Genomic DNA, 20,597 nt, shown 5'->3' on the forward strand with positions numbered 1-20,597 from the left:
AATGCTTACTTCACCGGAATCACCGTGCCGCGATCGACTGGCACGGCGGTGATGGCGTTCTTCGGCGAGCCATCGATCAACAGGTCGGAGTAGGTGAGATACACCAGCGCATTGCGCTTGCCATCCACCATGCGCACCACGCGCAACCGCTTGAACATGATCGACAGCCGCTCGCTGTAGACCTCCTCGCGCTTGCCCAGCGGCTCCTTGAAGCTGATCGCGCCGACCTGGCGGCAGGCGATCGATGCCTCGGCCTTGTCTTCGGCCAGGCCCAGCGCGCCCGAGACGCCGCCGGTCTTGGCGCGCGAGACATAGCAGGTCACGCCGTTGACCTTGGGATCGTCATAGGCCTCGACAACGATCTTGTGGTCGGGACCGATCAGCTTGAAGGCCGTATCGACGTCGCCGATGACTTCGGCACGCGCTCCCGCGGCCATGCCCAGCAGCGATGCGAAGGCGAGAGGGAGCAGGGCGATTTTTTTCATGTGTGTGACAGGCTTCGAACTCAAACGATGTCGACGGTATGGACCCGGTCGAAGTTGCCCTTGCGGCGATCCTCGAAGAAATGCTGCAGCGCCTCGCGCACGGTGCGAAAGGCGATCTCTTCCCACGGGATCTCTTCCTCGGTGAAAAGCCTGGCCTCGATGGTTTCGTGTCCCGGGTTGAACCTGTCGCTGAGCAGCCGGGCGCGATAGAACATGTGCACCTGGCCTACGCGCACCACGCTCATCACGGCGAAGAGGCCTTGCAATTCGTACTCGGCGCCGGCTTCTTCGTCCGTTTCGCGCGCCGCGCCCTGGGCTGTGGTCTCGTCGAGTTCCATGAACCCGGCCGGCAGCGTCCATTTGCCCCAGCGCGGCTCGATGTTGCGCTTGCACAGCAACACCCGGTCCCCCAGGACCGGAATCGTGCCCACCACATTCAGCGGGTTCTCGTAGTGGACGGTGTTGCACACCGGGCACACCGCGCGCGGCTTGGTGTCGCCGTCATCCGGCAAGCGATAGACGACGGCGTTGCCGCAGTTCTTGCAGTGTTTGATTGGCACGCGAGGAAACATGAATCAGTCCGTCCGCCAGGTCGCCGCAAGGGCGGAAAGCGCCCCCTCGAGGGGCAGGGAGAACACGAAGTGCCGAACGTGGGGACTCATGTCTTCAGGAGATCTTCACAGTCAATGAAGGCAGCCCTGCGACCGCACCGACCAGGGTGTCGCCGCTCACCACAGCAGCCACACCCTCCGGCGTGCCAGAGAAGATGAGGTCGCCGGGCGCCAGTTCCCAGGCGGCGGACAACTGCTCGATGGTCTCGGCAATGTTCCAGATCAGCTTGCTCACGTTGCTGCGTTGGCGGTCCGCACCGTTCACCTGCAGCGAGATTTCAGCGTTCTGCACGTCGCCGGCATCGGCCACCGGCACGACCGGGCCGATCGGTGCGCTTTGCTCGAAGGCCTTGCCGATCTCCCACGGGCGACCCTGCTTCTTCATCTCGCCTTGCAGGTCGCGCCGCGTCATGTCGAGGCCCACGGCATAGCCGTAGATGTGCTGCATCGCGTCGGCGGCCTTGATGTTCCTGCCGCCGGTGCCGATGGCCACGACAAGCTCGATCTCGTGGTGCAGGCTCTTGGTCAACGTCGGGTACGCGGCGCTGCCGGTCTGGCCGTCTTCGACCACCACGATCGCATCGGCAGGCTTCATGAAGAAAAACGGCGGCTCGCGGCCGGTGAAACCCATTTCCTTTGCATGATCTTCGTAGTTGCGGCCCACGCAGTAGATGCGATGCACCGGAAAACGCGCCTCCTTGCCGACCACCGGGATCGACACGACGGGCGCAGGAGGGAAAACATACTCGGAGGGCATGGAAAGTTCGTCCTTCAGCGGGGGAGGTTCAACAGGGGAAACGGCAGTGTGCCAGAGGGCGCGCCGGCTCGCCGCGCGCCGGCCTTGAGCGCTATGCTTGCCGGATGATGAAGCTCTACAACTACTTCCGCTCGTCGGCCTCGTACCGGGTGCGCATCGCGCTCAATCTGAAGGGCCTGGCGTTCGAGTACATCCCCGTGCACATTGCGCGTGGCGACCACCTCACCGGCCCCTTCGCCGCCATCTCGGCCGACATGCTGGTGCCGCTGCTGGACGACGACGGCGAGCGCTTCTCGCAGTCGATGGCGATCATGGAATACCTCGACGAGACCCAGCCCGAGCCGCCGCTGCTGCCGCACGACCCGGTCGGCCGTGCGCGCGTGCGGGCGCTGTCGGAGTCGATCGCCTGCGAGATACATCCTGTAAACAACCTGCGTGTGCTCAAGTACCTGGTGCGCGAGCTCAAGCTCGACGACGCGGCCAAGAACACCTGGTATCGCCACTGGGTGCGGGTGGGCCTCGAGGCCTTCGAGCGCCAACTGGACCAGTCGCCGGCCGGCATCTACTGCTACGGCAACACGCCGACCATGGCCGACTGTTGCCTGGTGCCGCAGATCTTCAACGCGCAGCGCTTCGACTGCGACCTGAACGACCTGCCGCGCACCATGGCGGCCTACGAGGCCTGCATGCAACTCGACGCCTTTCGCCGCGCCCAGCCGTCGAATTGCCCCGATGCAGAAGGTTGACCTGCTGGTGCCGGAATGGCCGGCGCCTGCCGGTGTGCGGGCCGTCTGCACGACGCGTGGCGGTGGTGTCTCCCAGGGTTGCTTCGAGAGCCTGAACCTGGGCAACCACGTGGGCGACGATGAGGAAGCGGTCGCGGAAAACCGGCGCCGCCTTCAGGCCGCGATCGGCGTTCGCCCGGTGTTCCTCCAGCAAGTGCACGGTGTGGCCGTGGTCAGTCTCGATGCGGCCCTCGCCGAGGAGGCGACAGCCGACGCCTGCGTCACCACCGGGGTCGGGCTGGCTTGCACCATCATGGTGGCCGACTGCCTGCCGGTGCTGTTCACCGACGCCGAAGGCCGCCAGGTGGCCGCCGCGCATGCGGGCTGGCGCGGCCTGGCTGCCGGCGTGCTCGAAAAGACGCTGGCGACTTTCAGTGCCGGAGAGCGCGTGATGGCGTGGCTCGGTCCGTGCATCGGCCCGTCGGCGTTCGAGGTCGGACCCGAGGTCAAGGCGGTATTCGAGGCGCATGACCGGGCGCTCGCCGCGTGCTTCAAGCCTGCGGGCGCCGAAGGCAAGTGGAAGGCGGACCTGCCCGGCCTTGCGCGCCGGCGGCTGATGGCCGCGGGCGTGGCGGCCCTTCATGGCAACGACGGCACCGCCGGGTGGTGTACCGTCAGCAACCCCTCACGATTCTTTTCGCACCGGCGGGACGGCCTCAGCGGACGCCTCGCCGCCTGCATCTGGAAGACCCCCTGAGCCTCGGCCTTGGGTCTTGCTTGCCGCAACCGCCGCCTTTCGAGCGGCTTCCTGCTCGGCCAGTTCACGCTCCCGAAGGGCCTTGCGCCGGCCTGGCGCGCCCAGTAGATACACCACCAGTGCAACAGGCGCCAACCCGTAAAACAGAAAAGTAACGATAGCGCCCAACAAGGTCCCGTTGGTGCTCGTTGCCTCGGCCACGGACATCATCACGACAACGTAGAGCCAGCCAATGACGATCAGGTGCACGAACATGGAACGGGTAGGCCTGCTAATGAAATTGGAGACAGTTGCCGATGAAGGCAGTTAGGATTGCCGCCGCGTAAAACCCCGCATCGTTCTGCGGCATCGGGGTGACCGCATGAGGGCTGCCACCGATTGCAGGATACTCAAAACAAGTCCGGGCCACCGCGCCGATGAAGGAGACATCATGAAACAAGAGTCCGCCACCGCCGACGCATTCGCGTCGATGCAGAAGGCGCTGACACAGGGCTGGAGCAAGGCGCTGGAGTCATTTCAGGCAACCGGCAACGGGGGCATGTCGCTTCCCGGCATGCCCGCGGAACTGCCCAAATTCAGTTTCTCGCCGAGCAAGCTGCTGGAATTGCAGCAACAGTACGTGCAGGAAGCCTCCGAGCTGTGGAACAAGGGCATTACCACCGCGCCGAGCGGCGACCGGCGCTTCGCCGGCGACGCCTGGGGCAGCAACCCGGTGTCGGGATTCGCAGCCGCGGTGTACCTGCTCAATGCACGCACGCTCATGTCCATGGCCGAGGCCATCGAGGCCGATGCCAAGACCCGCGCGCGCCTGCGCTTCGCGGTCGAGCAGTGGGCGGCGGCTTCCGCGCCGAGCAATTACATCGCGCTCAATGCCGAAGCCATCAAGCGCGCCGTCGACACCAACGGCGAAAGCATCGGCAAGGGTTTGCAGAACCTGTTGGCCGACATCCAGCGCGGGCATCTGAGCATGACCGACGAAAGCGCCTTCGAGGTTGGCCGCAACGTGGCCACCACCGAGGGCGCGGTGGTGTTCGAGAACGAGTTGTTCCAACTGCTCGAATACAAGCCGCTCAATGCCAAGGTGTACGAGAAGCCGTTCCTGCTGGTTCCCCCCTGCATCAACAAGTTCTACATCCTCGACCTTCAGCCCGAGAACTCGCTGATCCGCTATGCCAACGAGCAGGGCCATCGCGTGTTCGTGGTGAGCTGGCGCAATCCTGACGATTCGCTGCGCGAATTCACCTGGGACAAGTACATCGAGGACGCCGCGATCAAGGCGATCCACCTCGCGCAGGAAATCAGCGGCAGCGAAAAGATCAACGTGCTCGGCTTCTGCGTCGGCGGCACCATCCTCAGTACCGCGCTGGCCGTGCTGGCGGCGCGCGGCGAGCAGCCGGCGGCATCGGTCACGCTGCTGACCACGCTGCTGGACTTCAGCGACACCGGCATCCTCGACATCTTCATCGACGAGCAGATGGTGCAGTACCGCGAAATGCAGATGGGCAAGGGCGGCCTGCTGCCTGGCGGCGACCTGGCATCCACGTTCAGCTTCCTGCGGCCCAACGACCTGGTCTGGAACTACGTCGTCGGCAACTACCTGAAGGGCGAAACCCCGCCGCCGTTCGACCTGCTCTACTGGAACAGCGACGCGACCAATCTGCCGGGTCCGTTCTACGCCTGGTACCTGCGCAACACCTACCTCGAGAACAAGCTCATGGTGCCGGGCGCGCTCACCGTGTGCGGCGAGAAGGTCGACCTGGGCGCCATCCAGGCGCCCGTCTACATCTACGGCTCGCGCGAAGACCACATCGTGCCGATCGGCGGCGCCTATGCGTCGACGCAGATCCTCAAGGGCAAGAAGCGCTTTGTCATGGGCGCATCGGGTCACATTGCCGGCGTGATCAACCCGCCCGCCAAGAAGAAGCGCAGCCACTGGATTCGCGAAGACGGCAAGCTGCCGGAAAGCCATGAAGAATGGCTGGCCGGCGCAACGGAGCATCCGGGCAGCTGGTGGACCGACTGGTCGGCCTGGCTCAAGAGCCATGCGGGCAAGCAAGTTGCTGCGCCCAAGTCGTACGCGCAAGGCACCCGCTACAAGGCCACCGAACCGGCGCCGGGCCGATACGTCAAGGCCAAGGCATGAAATGATCCGGCTCCCCGGGCGGCACCAGCGGCCCGGCGGAGTCAGTTCCGCGGTGTTCCCCGCAAATAACGCCCGAGCATCTGCTCGCTATCCAAGTCAGTCATCACCATCAACGGAGTACACAGCATGGAAGACATCGTCATCGTTTCAGCCGCTCGCACGGCCGTCGGCAAGTTCGGCGGCTCGCTCGCCGGCATTCCCGCCACCGAACTGGGTGCGATCGTCATCAAGGAAGTCATGGCGCGCGCCAAGGTCACGCCGGACCAGATCGGTGAAGCCATCATGGGACAGGTGCTCGCGGCCGGTGCCGGCCAGAACCCGGCGCGCCAGGCATGGCTGAAGAGCGGCGGCGCCAAGGAAACGCCGGCCCTCACCATCAACGCCGTCTGCGGTTCGGGCCTCAAGGCCGTCATGCTGGCAGCGCAGGCCATCGCCACGGGCGACAGCGAGATCGTCATCGCGGGTGGCCAGGAGAACATGAGCCTCGCGCCGCACGTGCTGCCGAACTCGCGCAACGGCCAGCGCATGGGCGACTGGAAGCTGGTCGACACCATGATCGTCGATGGCCTGTGGGACGTCTACAACCAGTACCACATGGGCATCACGGCCGAGAACGTGGCCAAGAAGTACGGCATCGACCGCGCCTCGCAGGACGAACTCGCCCTCGGCAGCCAGACCAAGGCCGCCGCGGCGCAGGACGCCGGCAAGTTCAAGGACGAGATCGTCGGCGTGAACATCCCGCAGAAGAAGGGCGACCCGGTCGTTTTCGACAAGGACGAGTTCATCAACCGCAAGACCAACGCCGAAGGCCTGGCCGGCCTGCGTCCCGCCTTCGACAAGGCCGGCGGCGTGACCGCGGGCAACGCATCGGGCCTGAACGACGGCGCTGCCGCCGTGCTGGTGATGACGGCCAAGAAGGCCGCCGCGCTCGGCCTCACGCCGCTGGGACGCATCGCGAGCTACGCCACTGCCGCGCTCGACCCGTCCGTCATGGGAATGGGTCCGGTGCCGGCATCGACCAAGGCGCTGCAGCGCGCCGGCTGGAAGGCTGCCGATCTCGACGTGCTCGAGATCAACGAAGCCTTTGCCGCGCAGGCTTGTGCGGTCAACCGGGAAATGGGCTGGGACGTGAGCAAGGTCAACGTCAACGGCGGCGCCATCGCGATCGGCCACCCCATCGGTGCGTCTGGCTGCCGCATCCTGGTGACGCTGCTGCACGAAATGCAGCGTCAGAACGCCAAGAAGGGCATTGCCTCGCTGTGCATCGGCGGCGGCATGGGCGTGGCGCTCACGATCGAGCGCTGAGTCGCCTGCGCGGCGGCGGCTGCGGATGGCGGGCGTTCCGGAAGCTTCCGGAGCGCTTCGCAGCCGCAGCCGATTTCGAGAACAACCGTGGGCTGGGGCGCTACAGCTACAGGAAGCCCATTGAAAGAACCTGTTGTCGCAATGGCACCGGGCCTGGGCACGGTGCGTTCACGGCGAGTAATGGTCGCACAAGGTCTGGACCAGCGACTGCGCATAGCCTGGCAAGGTCGCGCGGTCGCGTACCAGCAGGTAGCGTTCGCGCACGCACCATGGGTCGGTCAGCTCGATCAGGGCCAACCGCATGCTGTCGAGGTTGCGCCTCGCGGTCGACTCCGGAACGATGCCGATGCCCACGCCGCTGCCGATCATTCGGCACATCGCGTCGAAGCTGCCTAGCTGAATGCGCAGCTTCTGCGCCTTGCCCAGCCTCCCGGTGATCTGGCCCAGGAAGGTTTGCAGTGTGCTGCCTTGCTGCATGCCGATCGCGTCCTCGTCGAGGGTCTCGGCAAAGGCGATGCGCTTGCGCCGTGCAAAGCGGTGCTTTCGAGAGGTGACGAGCATCAGCTTGTCGGTGCTGAAGTGGATCGCCTGCAGGCCCAGCGTGTCGACGCTGCCGGCCACGATGCCGATGTCGGCACGTCCGTCAAGAACACCGCGCGAGATCAGGGCGTTCGGTTTCTCCTGAAGATCGATGTTGATGCGCGGATGGCGCATCAGGAAGCCCGGCAGGATCTCGGGCAGGAAATCGGTGACCGCGGTGGTGTTGGCGAACACGCGCAGGTGGCCGCGCAGGCCGCCCCCGTATTCGAGCAGTTCGACCCGCAGCTTGTCGGTCTGCTGCAGCAGCAGTCGGGCATGGTGCAGGAACGTTTCCCCCGGCGGCAGCAGCCGAACGCCGCGGGCCTCTCGCTGCAGCAATGCCAGGCCCCACCGCTCCTCCAGCGCCTTGATGCGCGCACTGGCCGCAGCCAGTGAGAGATGCTGGCGCTGGGCCGCCCGCGTGAGGTTTCCAAGTTCAGCAGCGGCCACGAAAAGGCGCAAGTCGTTCAGGTCGAAGTGCATCCCGGATCTTAGTGAGGCCCGGTTCAAGGCTTCGGTTATTCCGAAGGCTGGGTTCCGAATTCGCAGATTGCGCCGGCCGTGGTGCGCGACGATCATGCGGCCATGAAGACTTCCACATCCCCGCCGCCTCAGGGCGCTCGATGCATGAAGTTCGATGTTCCCGTGATCCGAGTCCCAACACCAAGGAGACAACTGGCATGACAGCAAGGAAGGCGACCTGTTTTGCAACGCTCGCAATGGGAGCGTGCGCCCTCGCATTCACTGCGAGCGCCACGGCACAATCGGCGTGGCCCGACAAGCCCGTCACCCTCGTCGTGCCGTACTCGGCCGGCGGCCCCACCGACGTGGTGGCGCGCTTGCTTGCGGTGCCCATGGGCAAGTCGCTCGGCCAGGCCGTGATCGTGGAGAACACGGTGGGCGCGGGCGGCACGATCGCCGCGGCGCGCACTGCCAGGGCTGCGCCGAACGGCTACACGATCCTGATCCACCACATGGGCATGGCGACCGCGCCGGCGCTGTACAAGAAACTCCCGTTCGACCCGATGAAGGACTTCGAGTACATCGGCCAGGTGCTCGATGTGCCGATGACGCTGCTGTCGCGCAAGGATTTCCCGGCCAACACCTTCCCGGAACTGCTGGCCTACGTGAAGGCCAACAAGGACAAGGTGTCGCTGGCCAACGCCGGAGTCGGTGCGGTGTCGCAACTGTGCGGTCTGTTGTTCATCAGCCAGATCGGAGTGAACCTCACGACCGTCCCGTACAAGGGCGCCGGCCCCGCGCTCAACGACCTCTTGGGCGGCCAGGTCGACTTGCTGTGCGACCAGACCACGCAGACCGCACCGGTCATCAAGGACGGCAACCGCGTGAAGGTCTTCGGCGTGACCACGCAGAAGCGCCTGTCGAGCATGCCGGACATCCCTACGCTCGACGAGCAGGGCTTGAAGGGCTTCGAGGTAAAGGTCTGGCACGGCATCTACGCGCCGAAGGGCACGCCGCCGGCGGTGCGGGACAAGCTCAACGCCGCGCTGCGCGCCGGTCTGCAGGACAGCCACGTCAAGCAGCGGCTGGCCGAGTCGAGTTCGGAGATCGTGCCCGTCGACAAGCAGACGCCGGAGGCACTGCGCACGCATCTCCAGGCAGAGATCGACAAATGGGGGAAGGTGATCAGGGCTGCGGGCGTGCAGGCGGAGTGAACTCGGTCAGGCCGGCGCCAGTCGCCCGGCCGTTCGCCCAGCGCGCATCAGCAGTGCCGCCGCAATCGACATGTTCAGCAGGTTCCACGCGATCCCGTTGATGAATGCGGCGTGGTAGCTGCCCGTCAGGTCGAACACCTTGCCCGACATCCAGCCGCCCAGCGACATGCCCAGCAGCGTGAACATGATCACCGTGCCGACGCGCGCGCCCGCCTCGGCCGGCGGAAAGTACTCCCTCACGATGATCGCGTAGGAAGGCACGATGCCGCCCTGGAAGAGTCCGAACAGGGCCGACACCACGAAGAGCGGCACCAGCCCGTCGAATGGCAGGAACAGGACGAGCGCCACGCACTGCAGCACCGAGCCCAGCAGCAAGGTCCGCAACCCGCCGATGCGGTCGCAGATGAGCCCCGACACCAGCCGGCTGACGATGCCGAACGCCAGCATCACCGACAGCATCTGCGCGCCGCGCGCCGCACCGTAGCCGAGGTCGCTGCAGTAGGCCACGATGTGGACCTGCGGCATGGCCATCGCCACGCAGCAGGCGGTGCCGGCCACGCACAGCAGGCCCTGTGTCATGCCGAGGCTCAGGCCGAAGGGTCGGAGCGCATTTCCGACCACGGCGCTGCCTCGCATTGCCCCGGCGGACGGGACGGGCGAAGGGCTCGCCAGAGGCGGCTGCGCGCGCATGAACAGCGCGAGCCCGGCCATCGCGAGTCCGCAGAAGATGCCCATGCCGAAGTAGGTCTGCCGCCAGCCGACCGTCTCGATGAAATGCTGCACGATCGGCGGCCAGATCGCGCCGGCGATGTAGTTGCCGCTGGCGCACACCGCCACCGCAATGCCGCGACGCTTGACGAACCAGAGCGAGGTGTCGGCGACCAGCGGTGCAAAGGCGGCCGCGCTGCCGAGCAGGCCGACCAGCAGTGCCTGCGCAATGGAAAACGTCACGATGCCACCGGCCTGGCTGCAGGCGATGTACCCGAGCCCGAGTGCCGCGGCCCCGATCAGCAGCGGCCACATCACGCCGAAGCGGTCGGCCAGCTTTCCCATCACGACGCCGCCGACGCCGAATCCGATCATCAGCAGCGTGTAGGGCAGGGATGCGTCGGCGCGAGCGATGCCGAAGTCGGCCTGCACGGCCGGCAACACCACCGACACCACGTACATGCCGCTGCTGCCGACGGTCATGAGCAGCATGGTCACGATCAGCCGCATGACGGCGTATTGCGAATCGGGCAGGTGTTGCGTGGTGTGCATGCGGCCGTTATAGCTCGACCAGCACGGGCTGGTGATCGGACGCCTGCGTCCGCAGGTCGACCTCGATGCGGTGTACGCGCGGCGCAAGGCCGTCGCTCACGAACGCGAAGTCGCAAGCCATCGGCTCGGGGCCGTAGGTGCGGTCGAACAGGCGGAACGTTGGTGCATGCGGCACAGCGCCATGCACCAGCAGCCAAGCGTCATGCAGGCGACTGCCGCCAAGGGGCTCCTGGATCGCTGCGTACTCGGGCTCGGCGGCCGACAGGTTGAAGTCGCCGCACAGGATCGCATGCGGCGTGTGCAGCTTGGCCTGGAATGGCGAATGGTCCTCCTCCACCTTCGGTGGTGCGGCGGCCTGCTCGCAGGCTTCCATGTGCAGTGCGCGCAATGCCTTGGCCTGCGCCATGCGTTGCGGCTTGCTGTAGTACTCGAGGTGCGTGGTCATCACGCGCACCGGCCCCAGCAGCGGGTCGCGCACGGTGACGACGGTGCACATGCGCGGCATGCTGCTTACGTCGCCGTCGGCCGGCCAGGGCAGCGGATGGTGCTGCACGCGCGCGACCGGCAGGCGCGTGGCGATCAGGTTGCCGAAGCGCTGGCGGCGCCCGTCGGCATCGAATTCGTCGACCGCCGCACCGAAGAAAAGCCGGAAGCCGGGCAGCAGCGCCTGCAACTGCGCAGGCTGGTCGCCGGGCGCACCGGGCATGCGGTCGAAGCCCTGCGCGATTTCCTGCAGGCAGAGCACGTCGAAGTCGGCCATGGCGCGCGCGCCGTCGACGATGCGCAGTGGGTCCACCACGCCATCGAGGCCGCGGCACCATTGCGTATTCCAGGTGACGAGTTTCATTAATTCGACCCCCGCTTCCATGACGCACCGGATGAACTCGAATGAGTATAGGAAGCACATGTGACAGTTGGTTGCACTCTCGCGTCGGTGTTTTCCTGACCCGAACCCGCATCAAGTTCGGTAAAGTCCGAGGGCCCAAAACGGCACTCAACCAAGGAAGATCATGAGCAAGAAAGTCGCATATGTCACTGGAGGAATGGGCGGCATTGGTACCGCCATCTGCCAGCGGCTCCACAAGGATGGATTCACGGTCATCGCCGGTTGCGGCCCGACGCGCGACCATGCCAAGTGGCTGGCGGAACAAAAGGCCGAAGGCTACGAGTTCCATGCCTCGGTCGGCAATGTAGGCGACTGGCAATCCACCGTCGACGCCTTTACCAAGGCCAAGGGCGAGCACGGCAGCATCGACGTGCTGGTCAACAACGCGGGCATCACACGCGACCGCATGTTCGTGAAGATGTCGCCCGAGGACTGGAGCGCGGTCATCGAGACCAATCTCAACAGCATGTTCAACGTCACCAAGCAGGTGGTCGGCGACATGGTCGAAAAGGGCTGGGGCCGCATCATCAACATCAGCTCCGTCAATGGTGCCAAGGGCCAGGCCGGCCAGACCAACTACTCGGCGGCCAAGGCCGGCATGCACGGCTTCTCGATGGCACTGGCGCAGGAACTGGCCAACAAGGGCGTGACGGTCAACACCGTGAGCCCGGGCTACATCGGCACCGACATGGTCAACGCCATCCGCCAGGAAGTACTCGACAAGATCATCTCGACGATCCCGGTCAAGCGCCTGGGCAAGCCGAGCGAGATTGCCTCGATCATCGCGTGGCTCGCCACCGACGAAGGCGGCTACTCCACGGGGGCCGACTTCTCCATCAACGGCGGCCTGCACATGCACTGAACCGGGCTGGCCCGACGTGAGCGCAAACCCGCCTTCCGGCGGGTTTTTTTCATGGTGCTCGCTGCCGACCAAGGGCATGTTTGTATAGGCAGGCAGCACGGCGGGGCGCTAAAGTGGAAGGGTTGCACGCCGGCCCCTTCGGCAGGCGCGACATCCACAGTAGGAGACAACCGATGGCCGGACCCACAACACCGACAACGACCAAGCCACCGCTGTACAAGTCGCTTTACCTGCAGGTCATCACGGCGGTGATCATCGGCGTACTGCTGGGCTACTACTTCCCCGCGACCGGCGAGTCGATGAAGCCGCTTGGCGACGGTTTCATCAAGCTCATCAAGATGATAATCGCGCCGATCATCTTCTGCACAGTGGTGGTTGGCATCGCCGGCATGGAAGACATGAAGAAGGTCGGCAAGACCGGCGGCCTGGCGCTGCTTTATTTCGAGATCGTCAGTTCGATCGCATTGATCGTGGGGCTGCTGCTGGTCAACCTGCTCAAGCCGGGCGAGGGCATGAACGTCGACGCCTCGACCATCGACACCAAGTCGATCGCCGCCTATACCGGCCCGGGCAAGATGGAGGGCACGGTGGACTTCCTGCTCCACGTGATCCCCAATACGCTGGTCGACGCCTTTGCCAAGGGCGAGATTCTGCAGGTGCTGTTGATCGCGGTGCTGTTCGGCTTTGCGCTGCACCGCTTCGGTGGCCGTGGCACGCTGATATTCGACATCATCGAGAAGGGCTCGCACGTGCTCTTCACCATCGTCAACTACATCATGAAGCTCGCGCCGCTCGGCGCGTTCGGCGCGATGGCCTTCACGATCGGCAAGTACGGCGTGGGCTCGCTGTTCTCGCTGGGCAAGCTGATGGGCGTGTTCTACCTGACCTGCCTGCTGTTCATCTTCGTGGTGCTCGGCACGATCGCGCGCCTTCACGGCTTCAGCATCTGGAAGTTCATCAAGTACATCAAGGAAGAGTTGCTCATCGTGCTGGGCACCTCGTCGTCCGAGTCGGTGCTGCCGCGCATGATGGAGAAGATGGAGAACCTGGGCGCGAAGAAGACTTGCGTCGGCCTGGTGATTCCCACGGGCTATTCGTTCAACCTGGACGGCACCTCGATCTACCTGACCATGGCGGCGGTGTTCATCGCGCAGGCGACCAACACGCCGATGACCTTCACGCAGGAGGTCACGCTGCTGGCCGTGCTGCTGCTTACCTCCAAGGGCGCGGCCGGCGTCACGGGCAGCGGCTTCATCGTGCTGGCGGCCACGCTGTCGGCCGTGGGGCATGTGCCGGTGGCGGGGCTGGCGCTCATCCTGGGCATCGACCGCTTCATGTCCGAGGCGCGTGCGCTGACCAATCTGATCGGCAACGGGGTTGCGACCATCGTCGTGGCCAAGTGGACCGACGAACTCGACACCGAACGGCTCACGGCCGCCTTGAACAACGAGAGCTGGATCGAGGCGAATGAGCCCGAAGAGTTGATCAACGCCAAGACTGAAAAGATGGCGACCTGAAAAGGTCTTGCATCGATCCTGCAGAATGGCTCGATGCTTCACGGCGTTTCCCTGATCAACACCATCGCGGCCGGCCTCGGCCTTGCGTTGGTGCTCGGGTTCGCCGCAGTCCGGCTGCGGTTGCCGGCGCTGGTGGGCTATCTGCTCGCGGGGGTCATCATCGGCCCGTTCACGCCGGGCTTCGTGGCCGATGCGGGCATTGCGGCGCAGTTGGCCGAAATCGGCGTGATGCTGCTGATGTTCGGCGTCGGCCTGCACTTCTCCCTCGACGACCTGTTGACGGTGCGCAAGATTGCGGTGCCGGGTGCATTGGTGCAGATTGCCGTGGCCACGCTGCTGGGCGCGGGGCTGGCCACGTGGTGGGGCTGGTCGGCCGGTGCCGCGCTCGTGTTCGGCCTGGCGCTGTCGGTGGCCAGCACCGTGGTACTGCTTCGCGCCCTCGAAACGCTCGGCATCCTGGACACCCACACCGGCCGCATCGCGGTCGGCTGGCTCGTGGTGGAAGACCTGGCCATGGTGCTCGTGCTGGTGCTGCTGCCGCCGCTGGCGGATGCACTCGGCGGCAAAGGCTCGCTGTCGCCGTCGGAGCCGGTATGGCAGACACTGGGGCTGACGTTGCTCCAGGTAGGCGGCTTCATTGCGCTGATGCTGGTGGTCGGGCGGCGCCTGTTCCCCTGGCTGCTGTGGCAAGTCACGCGCACCGGGTCGCGCGAGTTGTTCACGCTCTGCGTCATCGCCGCCGCGGTCGGTATCGCGTTCGCATCGGCGGCGCTGTTCGGCGTGTCATTCGCGCTCGGTGCATTCTTTGCCGGCATGGTGATGCGCGAGTCGGAGTTTGCGCATCGGGCGGCGCAGGAGTCGCTGCCCTTGCGCGAGGCCTTCGCCGTGCTGTTCTTCGTGTCGGTCGGCATGCTGTTCAACCCGATGGTGCTGGTCGAGCGGCCGCTGCAGGTGCTGGCGGTGGTGGGGGTGATCGTGGTGGGCAAGTCGATCGCGGCTTGCGTGCTGGTGCTGTTGCTGCGCTACCCGCTGCACACCGCGTTGACCGTGAGCGCGAGCCTCGCGCAGATCGGGGAGTTCTCGTTCATCCTGGCCGGACTGGGCATGTCGCTTGGGCTGTTGCCGGCCGAGGGCCAGAGCCTGATTCTTGCGGGCGCGCTGATCTCCATCGCAACCAACCCGCTGTGGTTCGGCGCGATCGCCCCCCTGCAGAAATGGTTGCGTGCCCGTTCCGCATTCGCCCGCGACCTGGACGCACGCGACGACCCGCTCGCCGGACTGCCGATGTCGACCGATGCCCGCTACCTCTCTCGCCAGGTGGTGCTGGTGGGCTATGGCCGGGTCGGGCGGCGTATCGCGGCGGCGTTGATGGCGCACGACCTTCCGTTCGTCGTGGCCGATCAAAACCGCGAGTTGGTGGAAAGGCTGCGGGAAAGCGGCATGGCCGCGGTGTGGGGCGACGCGGCCGACCCGGCGGTGCTGATCCAGGCGCATGTCGCGCGTGCCCGCGTGCTCGTCATCGCCCTGCCGGACACCCTCCGCGTGCGGCAAATGATCGAGGCGGCCCGAACGCTCAATCCGGGCATCCAGACGGTGGTGCGCAGCCACAACGAGGAAGAGGCCGCCCTGCTGTCCCGCGAAGACAGCGCCGTCGTCTTCCTTGGCGAACACGAACTGGCTCAGGCCATGACGCGCGAGGTGGTCCGTCGCGCGGCGCCGGCCTGACTCGCCAACCGCTCAGAGATCCTCGATCACCAGCGTGCGATAGCGCTGGGCCATCGAATAGGGCACCGTTCGCACGATCTCCATCATTCGCTCGGCGGCCTTGGCGTCGGGCGTCTTGACCAGCAGGCCTGTATGGCCGTCGCGCGCCAGCTTGGTGTAGGCCCGCACGGTGGCGCCGTCCGTACCGGCGGAGGGCAGCGGGCTGTCGCCGTCGTGCACGGTGGGCGCGATCTGCGAAAGGATCTCGTCGGGTGGCACCAGGTACACGTCGTCGCCACTCACGTCGCTGTCGATCAGGCGTTTCCCGACCTGTCGGGCGATTTCGCCATTCGGGAACATGAGCATCGAATACCCGGTTGGATAGAACGCGCCGCCCACGGACGAAAGCATGTGCGAGTTGACTACGAGGTGCTTCATGGTGGCTTCCTTGTGTAGACGGACAACATCGTCAGCGTAGCCTTTCAGCACGAAATTGCTGTAGGAGAAGCAACAAAAAGCATTCGTTTTTCCCGCAACGGGCTTCGATCGAGTGCAATAATTATGCTTATTTACTTACTCTTTGTCACATTCGATGCCAAGTGTGAAATTGTGGTTAGGCATTGTCCATCGTCGTGAATACGATGGACCTACGCTCTATTAATAACGACCCTGTTTATTTCCGCCCATCCGATGCCCCACCTCCGAAACATTGCGTTGACTGTGCATGAGCTCGAAGACGGCGAGTTCTATTGGGTGTTGATGGAAGGTGCCGACAACGCAGAAAACGCCACGGCGGATTCGCTGTCCTATTTGCCTCTGGAGGCCGCGGCCGATCCGCACACGACATACTCCAACGCGTTGGTGGCAGGTGTGGCGGCGATCCGCCGGATGTTCGGGCCTGACGGTCCGCGAGGTTGAACCCCGTAGTCGGGAGGAATAGAGATGCAAAGAATCTGGTTGCCGGTGGCCCTTGCGTCGAGTCTTCTGGGCGCCGCCTGGATCTTCCGGCCCGCAACGGCGAGCGAGTGGGCCGCGTGGGTGCAGGTCTTCGGCGTGCTGCTGGCCATCGGCTGGAGCGTGCGGCTGCAAGGGCTGGCAGCCAGCCAGGGTGAACGGCAGGCGGCGCAGGTTGCTGCCGCCTTCGCGTCGAACATGCATTGGGTATTCCGCGAACTCAGCGACGCCTGCGCCAAGCGCAGTTGGGCGGACTACCGGGTGCACCGCCGCATCCTCGAAGAGATCCTCTCGCAGGGCCGTGAAGTCACGTTGCAGTTACTGGACGGCCGCTCGCTGGCCATGGTGACGAGCTTGCGCTCGATTGGCGTGGAGGCGCTCGAAATGACCGAACTGCACGACGCGGATGGCCATTGGCCGCCGCTTCAGTGCTATTTCGAAAAGCGCCTGCCAAGCATCGCGGCATGGCTTTCGGCGACCGGCAATCCTTCCGAGAGCAACGGCCCGACCGACTACGCGGGACTGCGCACCTCGCTGGGTAGCCTTTAGGCCTAAGCGCGCTACGTACGCGTTGTGTGCAGACCCGCGACGCGGTAGCCTCGTCGCTTCGGGCGGGCACTTTCGCAACTTTCAGTTGCGGTTCATCGATCATTCGGACGCCCGGCGCAAATAATTCCACACAGGAGTCGGGGTATGAGGACACAGTTTGATCGCGGGCCCTCAGTTCAGGGGCTCGATGCGAACACGGCAAGCCCGATACGGCATCGACCGCATTGCGCCCTCGCGCAGGCGATGGCACTCTCCTGCTTGCTGGTGGCGCCCGGGGCGCATGCTTCGTTCCTGCAAGGCGAGGCACTCGACACCATGGCCAATGTCCTGGCGTGGGTGGTGCTGGCCCTCGTGCCGTGCCTTGGCATCGCGCTGTTCTGGATCGTCCACGTCATGCCGGAGAAGATCGCCGAGAAGCGCCACCATCCGCAGAAGGACGCAATTCATACGCTGTGCCTGCTGTCGCTGGTCTTTGGTGGATTGCTGTGGCCGATTGCCTGGCTGTGGGCCTATACGCGCCCGGTCGCCTACAAGATGGCCTTCGGCACGGAGAAGCACGAGGACTTCTTCATCGAACACGGCGAGAAGGCCGAGCGCGGCGAACTGGCGCAAGAGCACATCGATCCCCTGCTGCACGAACTGAATGCGTTGGAGCGCCAGGGTCACCTGACGCCGGAGCTCAGGCTGGTGCGTGATCGCGTGAGGGCCGTGCAGGGCATGGGGGATGCGACGGCCGTGGCACCTGCCACTGCCACTGCCGCGGCACCTGCGACTGCCGCGGCACCCGCTGCGGCTACACAGGCAAGGGGCGTGTAATGGAGGCAATCCTTCTCGGCATCTACGCCTTCTTCGTCTGGCTCATTTTCTTCAAGTTCAAGTGGCTGCCGTGGAACAACGTCTCGATGGTGATCGTCATCACGATCCCCATCGTCGGGCTGACGGTCCTGGTCATGCTGCTGAACGTTTTCGCGCCGTCCACTTCCGATGTGCGCGTCTACAAGTACGTGATCAACATCGTGCCGCAGGTGCGGGGGCGCGTGATCGACGTGCCGATCCAGCCCAATCAACCCGTCAAGCGCGGCGAGGTGCTGTTCAGGATCGATCCGACGCCTTATCAGTTGCAGGTCAAGACGCTGGAGGCCCAGCTGGCGAACGCGCAAGGTGGCACCCAGAAGTTGCGCGAGGAACTGGTTTCCGCAAGCTCGAAGTCTGCGGCCGTGCGGGCGCAGCTCGAACTCATGCGCAAGCGCGTGACGCAGAACCGTCAGTTGGTGGCGTCGGGTGCGGGCGACCGCTTTGCGCTCGAGCAGGCCGAGGCCAACCTCAAGGACATGGAGGCGCAACTGGCTGGTGCAATTGCCGGCGAATCGCAGGTGCGCGCACGCCTGTCCGCGACCGTCGATGACGACCAGGCCGAGGTTGCGCAGATCAGGGCGCAGCTCGAGAACGCGAAATGGGAGCTGTCGCAGACCACCGTGGTCGCACCGGCCGATGGCCAGGCAGTCAACCTGCAACTGCGAGTCGGATCGATGACGGCCGCGTTTCCGGCCACGCCCGTGATGAGCTACGTCGAGAACGCCTATCAGGTCATCGCGCTGTACCAGCAAAACGAGTTGCAGCAGGTCGCTCCCGGCGACGAGGCCGAGTTCACGCTGAAGACAACGCCTGGCATCATCTACAAGGCCAAGGTCGAATCCATCGTGTGGGCACAGGGCCAGGGACAGTCGGTGAACGCGATTCAATTGCCGACGACCGGCTACGGGCCGCTACCGCCGGGGCGCTTCGCAGTAAGGCTGGACATCGATCCGAAGTTCCAGAACGAGTTCTATGCGGCGGGCGCCGCGGGCGATGGCGCAATCTACACCCAGCACCTGGAGCTGATTCACATCATTCGCAAGGTAATCCTCAGGGTCGGCGCAAAGATCGACTACCTGGTTCTCAAGCTGCATTGAGGGGCGCCATGACTTCTTCATGCATGCACTTCTGGGCCGCGCTGGCATTGGCTGGCCTGGGTGCGACGGGATGCTCGCTCAAGACTGCGCCCGACCAGGCAGCGCTCGTGTCGGATGGATTGCCGAACGTGGTGATGCCCGGCGGGTGGAAAGCAGGCGCGCTGCCAGGCACGGTGCGCAACGACTGGGTTGCGAGCTTCGGCGATCCGGTGTTGACGCAGCTTGTCACCGAGGCGCTGGAGTTCAACATCGACCTTCGCGCATCGGCTGCACGGATCGAGCAGGCCGCCGCGGGCGTCAGGGCCGCGGGTGCGCAGGCGATGCCCGTGGTGGACTTCCTGGGGCGCCGGGGCGGCAAGCTGGGCGGTGACGGCTCCGGGCTGAACGGATGGCTCGTCTCGGCCTCATGGGAGCTCGACCTGTGGGGCCGCGTGCGCTACGCGAGGCGTTCGGCGGAAGACCAGTTCGCGTCGACGCAGGCCGACATGGCGGCGGCACGGCAATCGATCGCCGCGCTGGTCGCCAAGGCCTGGTTCCTGGCAACCGAGGTTTCGTTGCAGCGCCAGCTTGCGCGCCAGATGTCTTCGAGCAGCGAGCAGTCGCTGAGCCTGGCCGATCAACGCTTGAAGATCGGGGCGTCGAGCGAGGTCGACGTCGCGCAGGCGCGCGCCAATCGGCAGGCCTTTCTCGATGCCGAGAAGCAACTGGAGCTGGCCTACACGAAGGCGCTGCGCGCGCTGGAGGTCCTGCTCGGCCGCTATCCCGCGGCGGAACTGAAGGCGACGGACAAATGGCCGCGCGTCGACCTGCCGGTCGAGGCCGGGGTACCGTCGGAATTGCTGGAACGCCGTCCCGACATCGTCGCGGCACAGCGCCGCGTTGCCGCGGCCTTCAATCGAACGCAGGAGGCTCAGGCAGCGCGGCTGCCACGCGTCTCGCTCACGGCGGGAGTGTCGTCGATCACCAGCGAACTGTTCGTGCTGAAGAACCGCGACAACCCGATTGCCGGCGGCGGCATCAGCATGCTGTTCCCGCTGTTTCACGGCGGCGCGCTGCAGGCCCAGGTCGATGCGCGCACGGCCGAGCAGAACCAGGCCGTGGCTGCCTGGGCGCAGACCGCGCTGAAGGCATTCAACGAAGTCGAGTCCGCATTGGCGGAAGAAGCGACCCTGCGGCAGCGCGAGCCGATCATCGAGGCGCAGGTGCGCGATGCGCAACGCGGCCTCGAACTGCAGAACTCGCGCTATCGCGTGGGATCGGGCGACATGCGTTCGGTGACGCAGCAACAGATGTCGGTGTATGCCGTGCGTTCGAACTTGTTGCGCGTGCAGGCCGAGCAGCGCGTGCAGCGCGTCAATCTCGTGCTTGCACTGGGTGGCGGTTTCGGGAGCGGTGACGCGAAGGAATGAGCCGGCCTACCGAAGCACCAGCACCGGCAAGGTCGAGTGCGTCAGCACGTGCTGCGTCTCGCTGCCCAGCAGCAGGCGCTTGATGCCCTTGCGGCCGTGCGAGGCCATGACGATGAGGTCGCACTTGTGTTTCTTCGCGGCGGCGATGACGGCCTCGGCCACCAGGTCGGAACTCAGCGCCGCGGTCTTGATCCGCACGCCCGCCGCCTTGGCCTGGCCGCTGACCAGGTCGAGCGTGCCCTGCGCTTCTTGCGCCCACTCTCCCTCGATGCGCGCGACGTCGTCCGGCGAGAAAGTCAGGGCGCCTTCGAAATAGTTCTTGGGGTAGCGAGGCACGACGGTGATGGCCACCAGCTCGGCCTCGGTCTGTGCAGCGAGGGAAATGGCGCTCTTCACCGCCTTCTTTGAAAGTGTCGAGCCGTCGGTGGCGACGAGGATGCGCTTGAACATGGTTGTTTGCTCCTGG

The 20,597-nt window shown here is 65.1% G+C and carries 21 protein-coding genes; 13 read left to right on the plus strand and 8 right to left on the minus strand.

Annotated features, from left to right (window positions below):
• Positions 1-5 precede the first annotated feature (5 nt).
• The 3 genes from WKW80_RS28935 to WKW80_RS28945 form a co-directional block, all read right to left on the minus strand.
• Complete coding sequence (locus WKW80_RS28935; RefSeq protein ID WP_340367043.1) at positions 6-485, minus strand: CreA family protein; 480 nt, start codon at positions 483-485, stop codon at positions 6-8.
• A 20-nt stretch (positions 486-505) separates the two neighbouring features.
• Positions 506-1,057: an NUDIX hydrolase gene (locus tag WKW80_RS28940; protein WP_340367044.1), complete on the minus strand. Its 552-nt coding sequence runs from the start codon at positions 1,055-1,057 to the stop codon at positions 506-508.
• Between the two features lie 94 nt (positions 1,058-1,151).
• Positions 1,152-1,853 carry a fumarylacetoacetate hydrolase family protein gene (locus WKW80_RS28945; RefSeq protein ID WP_340367045.1) on the minus strand — a complete coding sequence of 234 codons (702 nt, stop codon included), beginning with the start codon at positions 1,851-1,853 and terminating at the stop codon, positions 1,152-1,154.
• Between the two features lie 107 nt (positions 1,854-1,960).
• Between WKW80_RS28945 and maiA the strand changes: the two genes are divergently transcribed.
• From maiA to WKW80_RS28970, 4 genes are all read left to right on the plus strand, one after another.
• Complete coding sequence (maiA, locus tag WKW80_RS28950) at positions 1,961-2,599, plus strand: maleylacetoacetate isomerase (RefSeq protein ID WP_340367101.1); 639 nt, start codon at positions 1,961-1,963, stop codon at positions 2,597-2,599.
• Positions 2,586-3,335 (plus strand): peptidoglycan editing factor PgeF, encoded by a 750-nt coding sequence (pgeF, locus tag WKW80_RS28955; protein ID WP_340367046.1) that lies wholly within the window; start codon positions 2,586-2,588, stop codon positions 3,333-3,335. Before maiA ends, pgeF begins: the two co-directional genes overlap by 14 nt.
• A 430-nt stretch (positions 3,336-3,765) precedes the next feature.
• Complete coding sequence (gene phaC, locus WKW80_RS28965) at positions 3,766-5,478, plus strand: class I poly(R)-hydroxyalkanoic acid synthase (protein ID WP_340367048.1); 1,713 nt, start codon at positions 3,766-3,768, stop codon at positions 5,476-5,478.
• Positions 5,479-5,604: 126 nt separating this feature from the next.
• Entirely contained in the window at positions 5,605-6,783 is a 1,179-nt protein-coding gene (locus WKW80_RS28970; protein WP_340367049.1) for an acetyl-CoA C-acetyltransferase, read from the plus strand.
• Positions 6,784-6,951: 168 nt separating this feature from the next.
• Here the strand turns inward: WKW80_RS28970 and WKW80_RS28975 are convergent, their stop codons facing one another.
• Positions 6,952-7,845: a LysR substrate-binding domain-containing protein gene (locus WKW80_RS28975; RefSeq protein WP_340367102.1), complete on the minus strand. Its 894-nt coding sequence runs from the start codon at positions 7,843-7,845 to the stop codon at positions 6,952-6,954.
• 197 nt (positions 7,846-8,042) lie between these two features.
• On the opposite strand from WKW80_RS28975, the gene WKW80_RS28980 reads away from it, so the two are divergent.
• Positions 8,043-9,038, plus strand: coding sequence for a tripartite tricarboxylate transporter substrate-binding protein (locus WKW80_RS28980; protein ID WP_422822982.1), 996 nt, complete (start codon positions 8,043-8,045; stop codon positions 9,036-9,038).
• Positions 9,039-9,044: 6 nt separating this feature from the next.
• Here the strand turns inward: WKW80_RS28980 and WKW80_RS28985 are convergent, their stop codons facing one another.
• Complete coding sequence (locus WKW80_RS28985) at positions 9,045-10,298, minus strand: MFS transporter (RefSeq protein WP_340367050.1); 1,254 nt, start codon at positions 10,296-10,298, stop codon at positions 9,045-9,047.
• Between the two features lie 7 nt (positions 10,299-10,305).
• Positions 10,306-11,145 (minus strand): endonuclease/exonuclease/phosphatase family protein, encoded by an 840-nt coding sequence (locus tag WKW80_RS28990; RefSeq protein ID WP_340367051.1) that lies wholly within the window; start codon positions 11,143-11,145, stop codon positions 10,306-10,308.
• A gap of 163 nt (positions 11,146-11,308) precedes the next feature.
• Between WKW80_RS28990 and phbB the strand changes: the two genes are divergently transcribed.
• From phbB to WKW80_RS29005, 3 genes are all read left to right on the plus strand, one after another.
• Positions 11,309-12,046, plus strand: coding sequence for an acetoacetyl-CoA reductase (phbB, locus tag WKW80_RS28995; protein ID WP_340367052.1), 738 nt, complete (start codon positions 11,309-11,311; stop codon positions 12,044-12,046).
• A 173-nt stretch (positions 12,047-12,219) separates the two neighbouring features.
• On the plus strand, positions 12,220-13,563 hold the full coding sequence (locus tag WKW80_RS29000) for a dicarboxylate/amino acid:cation symporter (RefSeq protein WP_340367053.1): 1,344 nt from the start codon (positions 12,220-12,222) through the stop codon (positions 13,561-13,563).
• A 33-nt stretch (positions 13,564-13,596) separates the two neighbouring features.
• Positions 13,597-15,288 (plus strand): cation:proton antiporter domain-containing protein, encoded by a 1,692-nt coding sequence (locus WKW80_RS29005; protein WP_340367054.1) that lies wholly within the window; start codon positions 13,597-13,599, stop codon positions 15,286-15,288.
• Positions 15,289-15,300: 12 nt separating this feature from the next.
• On the opposite strand, the gene WKW80_RS29010 is transcribed toward WKW80_RS29005, so the two are convergent.
• Positions 15,301-15,705, minus strand: a complete 405-nt coding sequence (locus tag WKW80_RS29010; protein WP_340367055.1) for a hypothetical protein — start codon at positions 15,703-15,705, stop codon at positions 15,301-15,303.
• A gap of 252 nt (positions 15,706-15,957) precedes the next feature.
• On the opposite strand from WKW80_RS29010, the gene WKW80_RS29015 reads away from it, so the two are divergent.
• From WKW80_RS29015 to WKW80_RS29035, 5 genes are all read left to right on the plus strand, one after another.
• Positions 15,958-16,185 carry a hypothetical protein gene (locus WKW80_RS29015; protein ID WP_340367056.1) on the plus strand — a complete coding sequence of 76 codons (228 nt, stop codon included), beginning with the start codon at positions 15,958-15,960 and terminating at the stop codon, positions 16,183-16,185.
• 24 nt (positions 16,186-16,209) lie between these two features.
• On the plus strand, positions 16,210-16,770 hold the full coding sequence (locus tag WKW80_RS29020) for a hypothetical protein (protein ID WP_340367057.1): 561 nt from the start codon (positions 16,210-16,212) through the stop codon (positions 16,768-16,770).
• Between the two features lie 243 nt (positions 16,771-17,013).
• A complete protein-coding gene (locus WKW80_RS29025) occupies positions 17,014-17,586 on the plus strand; it encodes a DUF3302 domain-containing protein (protein ID WP_340367058.1) in 573 nt (190 codons plus the stop codon).
• The gene (locus WKW80_RS29030; RefSeq protein WP_340367059.1) at positions 17,586-18,722 is read left to right on the plus strand and encodes an HlyD family secretion protein; all 1,137 of its coding nucleotides are present in this window, start codon (positions 17,586-17,588) and stop codon (positions 18,720-18,722) included. The genes WKW80_RS29025 and WKW80_RS29030 overlap by 1 nt, the downstream gene beginning before the upstream one ends.
• A gap of 8 nt (positions 18,723-18,730) precedes the next feature.
• Positions 18,731-20,131 (plus strand): TolC family protein, encoded by a 1,401-nt coding sequence (locus WKW80_RS29035; protein ID WP_340367060.1) that lies wholly within the window; start codon positions 18,731-18,733, stop codon positions 20,129-20,131.
• A gap of 6 nt (positions 20,132-20,137) precedes the next feature.
• Here WKW80_RS29035 and WKW80_RS29040 read toward each other — a convergent pair whose 3' ends face one another.
• A complete protein-coding gene (locus WKW80_RS29040) occupies positions 20,138-20,581 on the minus strand; it encodes a universal stress protein (RefSeq protein WP_340367061.1) in 444 nt (147 codons plus the stop codon).
• Positions 20,582-20,597 lie beyond the last annotated feature (16 nt).

This window comes from Variovorax humicola (assembly GCF_037889915.1).
Taxonomy (GTDB): Bacteria; Pseudomonadota; Gammaproteobacteria; order Burkholderiales; family Burkholderiaceae_C; genus Variovorax; species Variovorax humicola.

Coding starts and splice junctions, on each gene's coding strand:
- WKW80_RS28985 (WP_340367050.1), bottom strand. CDS start 10,298: ATGCACACCACGCAACACCTGCCCGATTCGCAATACGCCGTCATGCGG.
- WKW80_RS28940 (WP_340367044.1), bottom strand. CDS start 1,057: ATGTTTCCTCGCGTGCCAATCAAACACTGCAAGAACTGCGGCAACGCC.
- WKW80_RS29000 (WP_340367053.1), top strand. CDS start 12,220: ATGGCCGGACCCACAACACCGACAACGACCAAGCCACCGCTGTACAAG.
- WKW80_RS29040 (WP_340367061.1), bottom strand. CDS start 20,581: ATGTTCAAGCGCATCCTCGTCGCCACCGACGGCTCGACACTTTCAAAG.
- WKW80_RS29035 (WP_340367060.1), top strand. CDS start 18,731: ATGACTTCTTCATGCATGCACTTCTGGGCCGCGCTGGCATTGGCTGGC.
- WKW80_RS28935 (WP_340367043.1), bottom strand. CDS start 485: ATGAAAAAAATCGCCCTGCTCCCTCTCGCCTTCGCATCGCTGCTGGGC.
- WKW80_RS29005 (WP_340367054.1), top strand. CDS start 13,597: ATGCTTCACGGCGTTTCCCTGATCAACACCATCGCGGCCGGCCTCGGC.
- phbB (WP_340367052.1), top strand. CDS start 11,309: ATGAGCAAGAAAGTCGCATATGTCACTGGAGGAATGGGCGGCATTGGT.
- WKW80_RS29020 (WP_340367057.1), top strand. CDS start 16,210: ATGCAAAGAATCTGGTTGCCGGTGGCCCTTGCGTCGAGTCTTCTGGGC.
- WKW80_RS29010 (WP_340367055.1), bottom strand. CDS start 15,705: ATGAAGCACCTCGTAGTCAACTCGCACATGCTTTCGTCCGTGGGCGGC.
- WKW80_RS29030 (WP_340367059.1), top strand. CDS start 17,586: ATGGAGGCAATCCTTCTCGGCATCTACGCCTTCTTCGTCTGGCTCATT.
- WKW80_RS29015 (WP_340367056.1), top strand. CDS start 15,958: ATGCCCCACCTCCGAAACATTGCGTTGACTGTGCATGAGCTCGAAGAC.
- maiA (WP_340367101.1), top strand. CDS start 1,961: ATGAAGCTCTACAACTACTTCCGCTCGTCGGCCTCGTACCGGGTGCGC.
- WKW80_RS29025 (WP_340367058.1), top strand. CDS start 17,014: ATGGCACTCTCCTGCTTGCTGGTGGCGCCCGGGGCGCATGCTTCGTTC.
- WKW80_RS28990 (WP_340367051.1), bottom strand. CDS start 11,145: ATGAAACTCGTCACCTGGAATACGCAATGGTGCCGCGGCCTCGATGGC.
- phaC (WP_340367048.1), top strand. CDS start 3,766: ATGAAACAAGAGTCCGCCACCGCCGACGCATTCGCGTCGATGCAGAAG.
- WKW80_RS28980 (WP_422822982.1), top strand. CDS start 8,043: ATGACAGCAAGGAAGGCGACCTGTTTTGCAACGCTCGCAATGGGAGCG.
- WKW80_RS28975 (WP_340367102.1), bottom strand. CDS start 7,845: ATGCACTTCGACCTGAACGACTTGCGCCTTTTCGTGGCCGCTGCTGAA.
- WKW80_RS28970 (WP_340367049.1), top strand. CDS start 5,605: ATGGAAGACATCGTCATCGTTTCAGCCGCTCGCACGGCCGTCGGCAAG.
- WKW80_RS28945 (WP_340367045.1), bottom strand. CDS start 1,853: ATGCCCTCCGAGTATGTTTTCCCTCCTGCGCCCGTCGTGTCGATCCCG.
- pgeF (WP_340367046.1), top strand. CDS start 2,586: ATGCAGAAGGTTGACCTGCTGGTGCCGGAATGGCCGGCGCCTGCCGGT.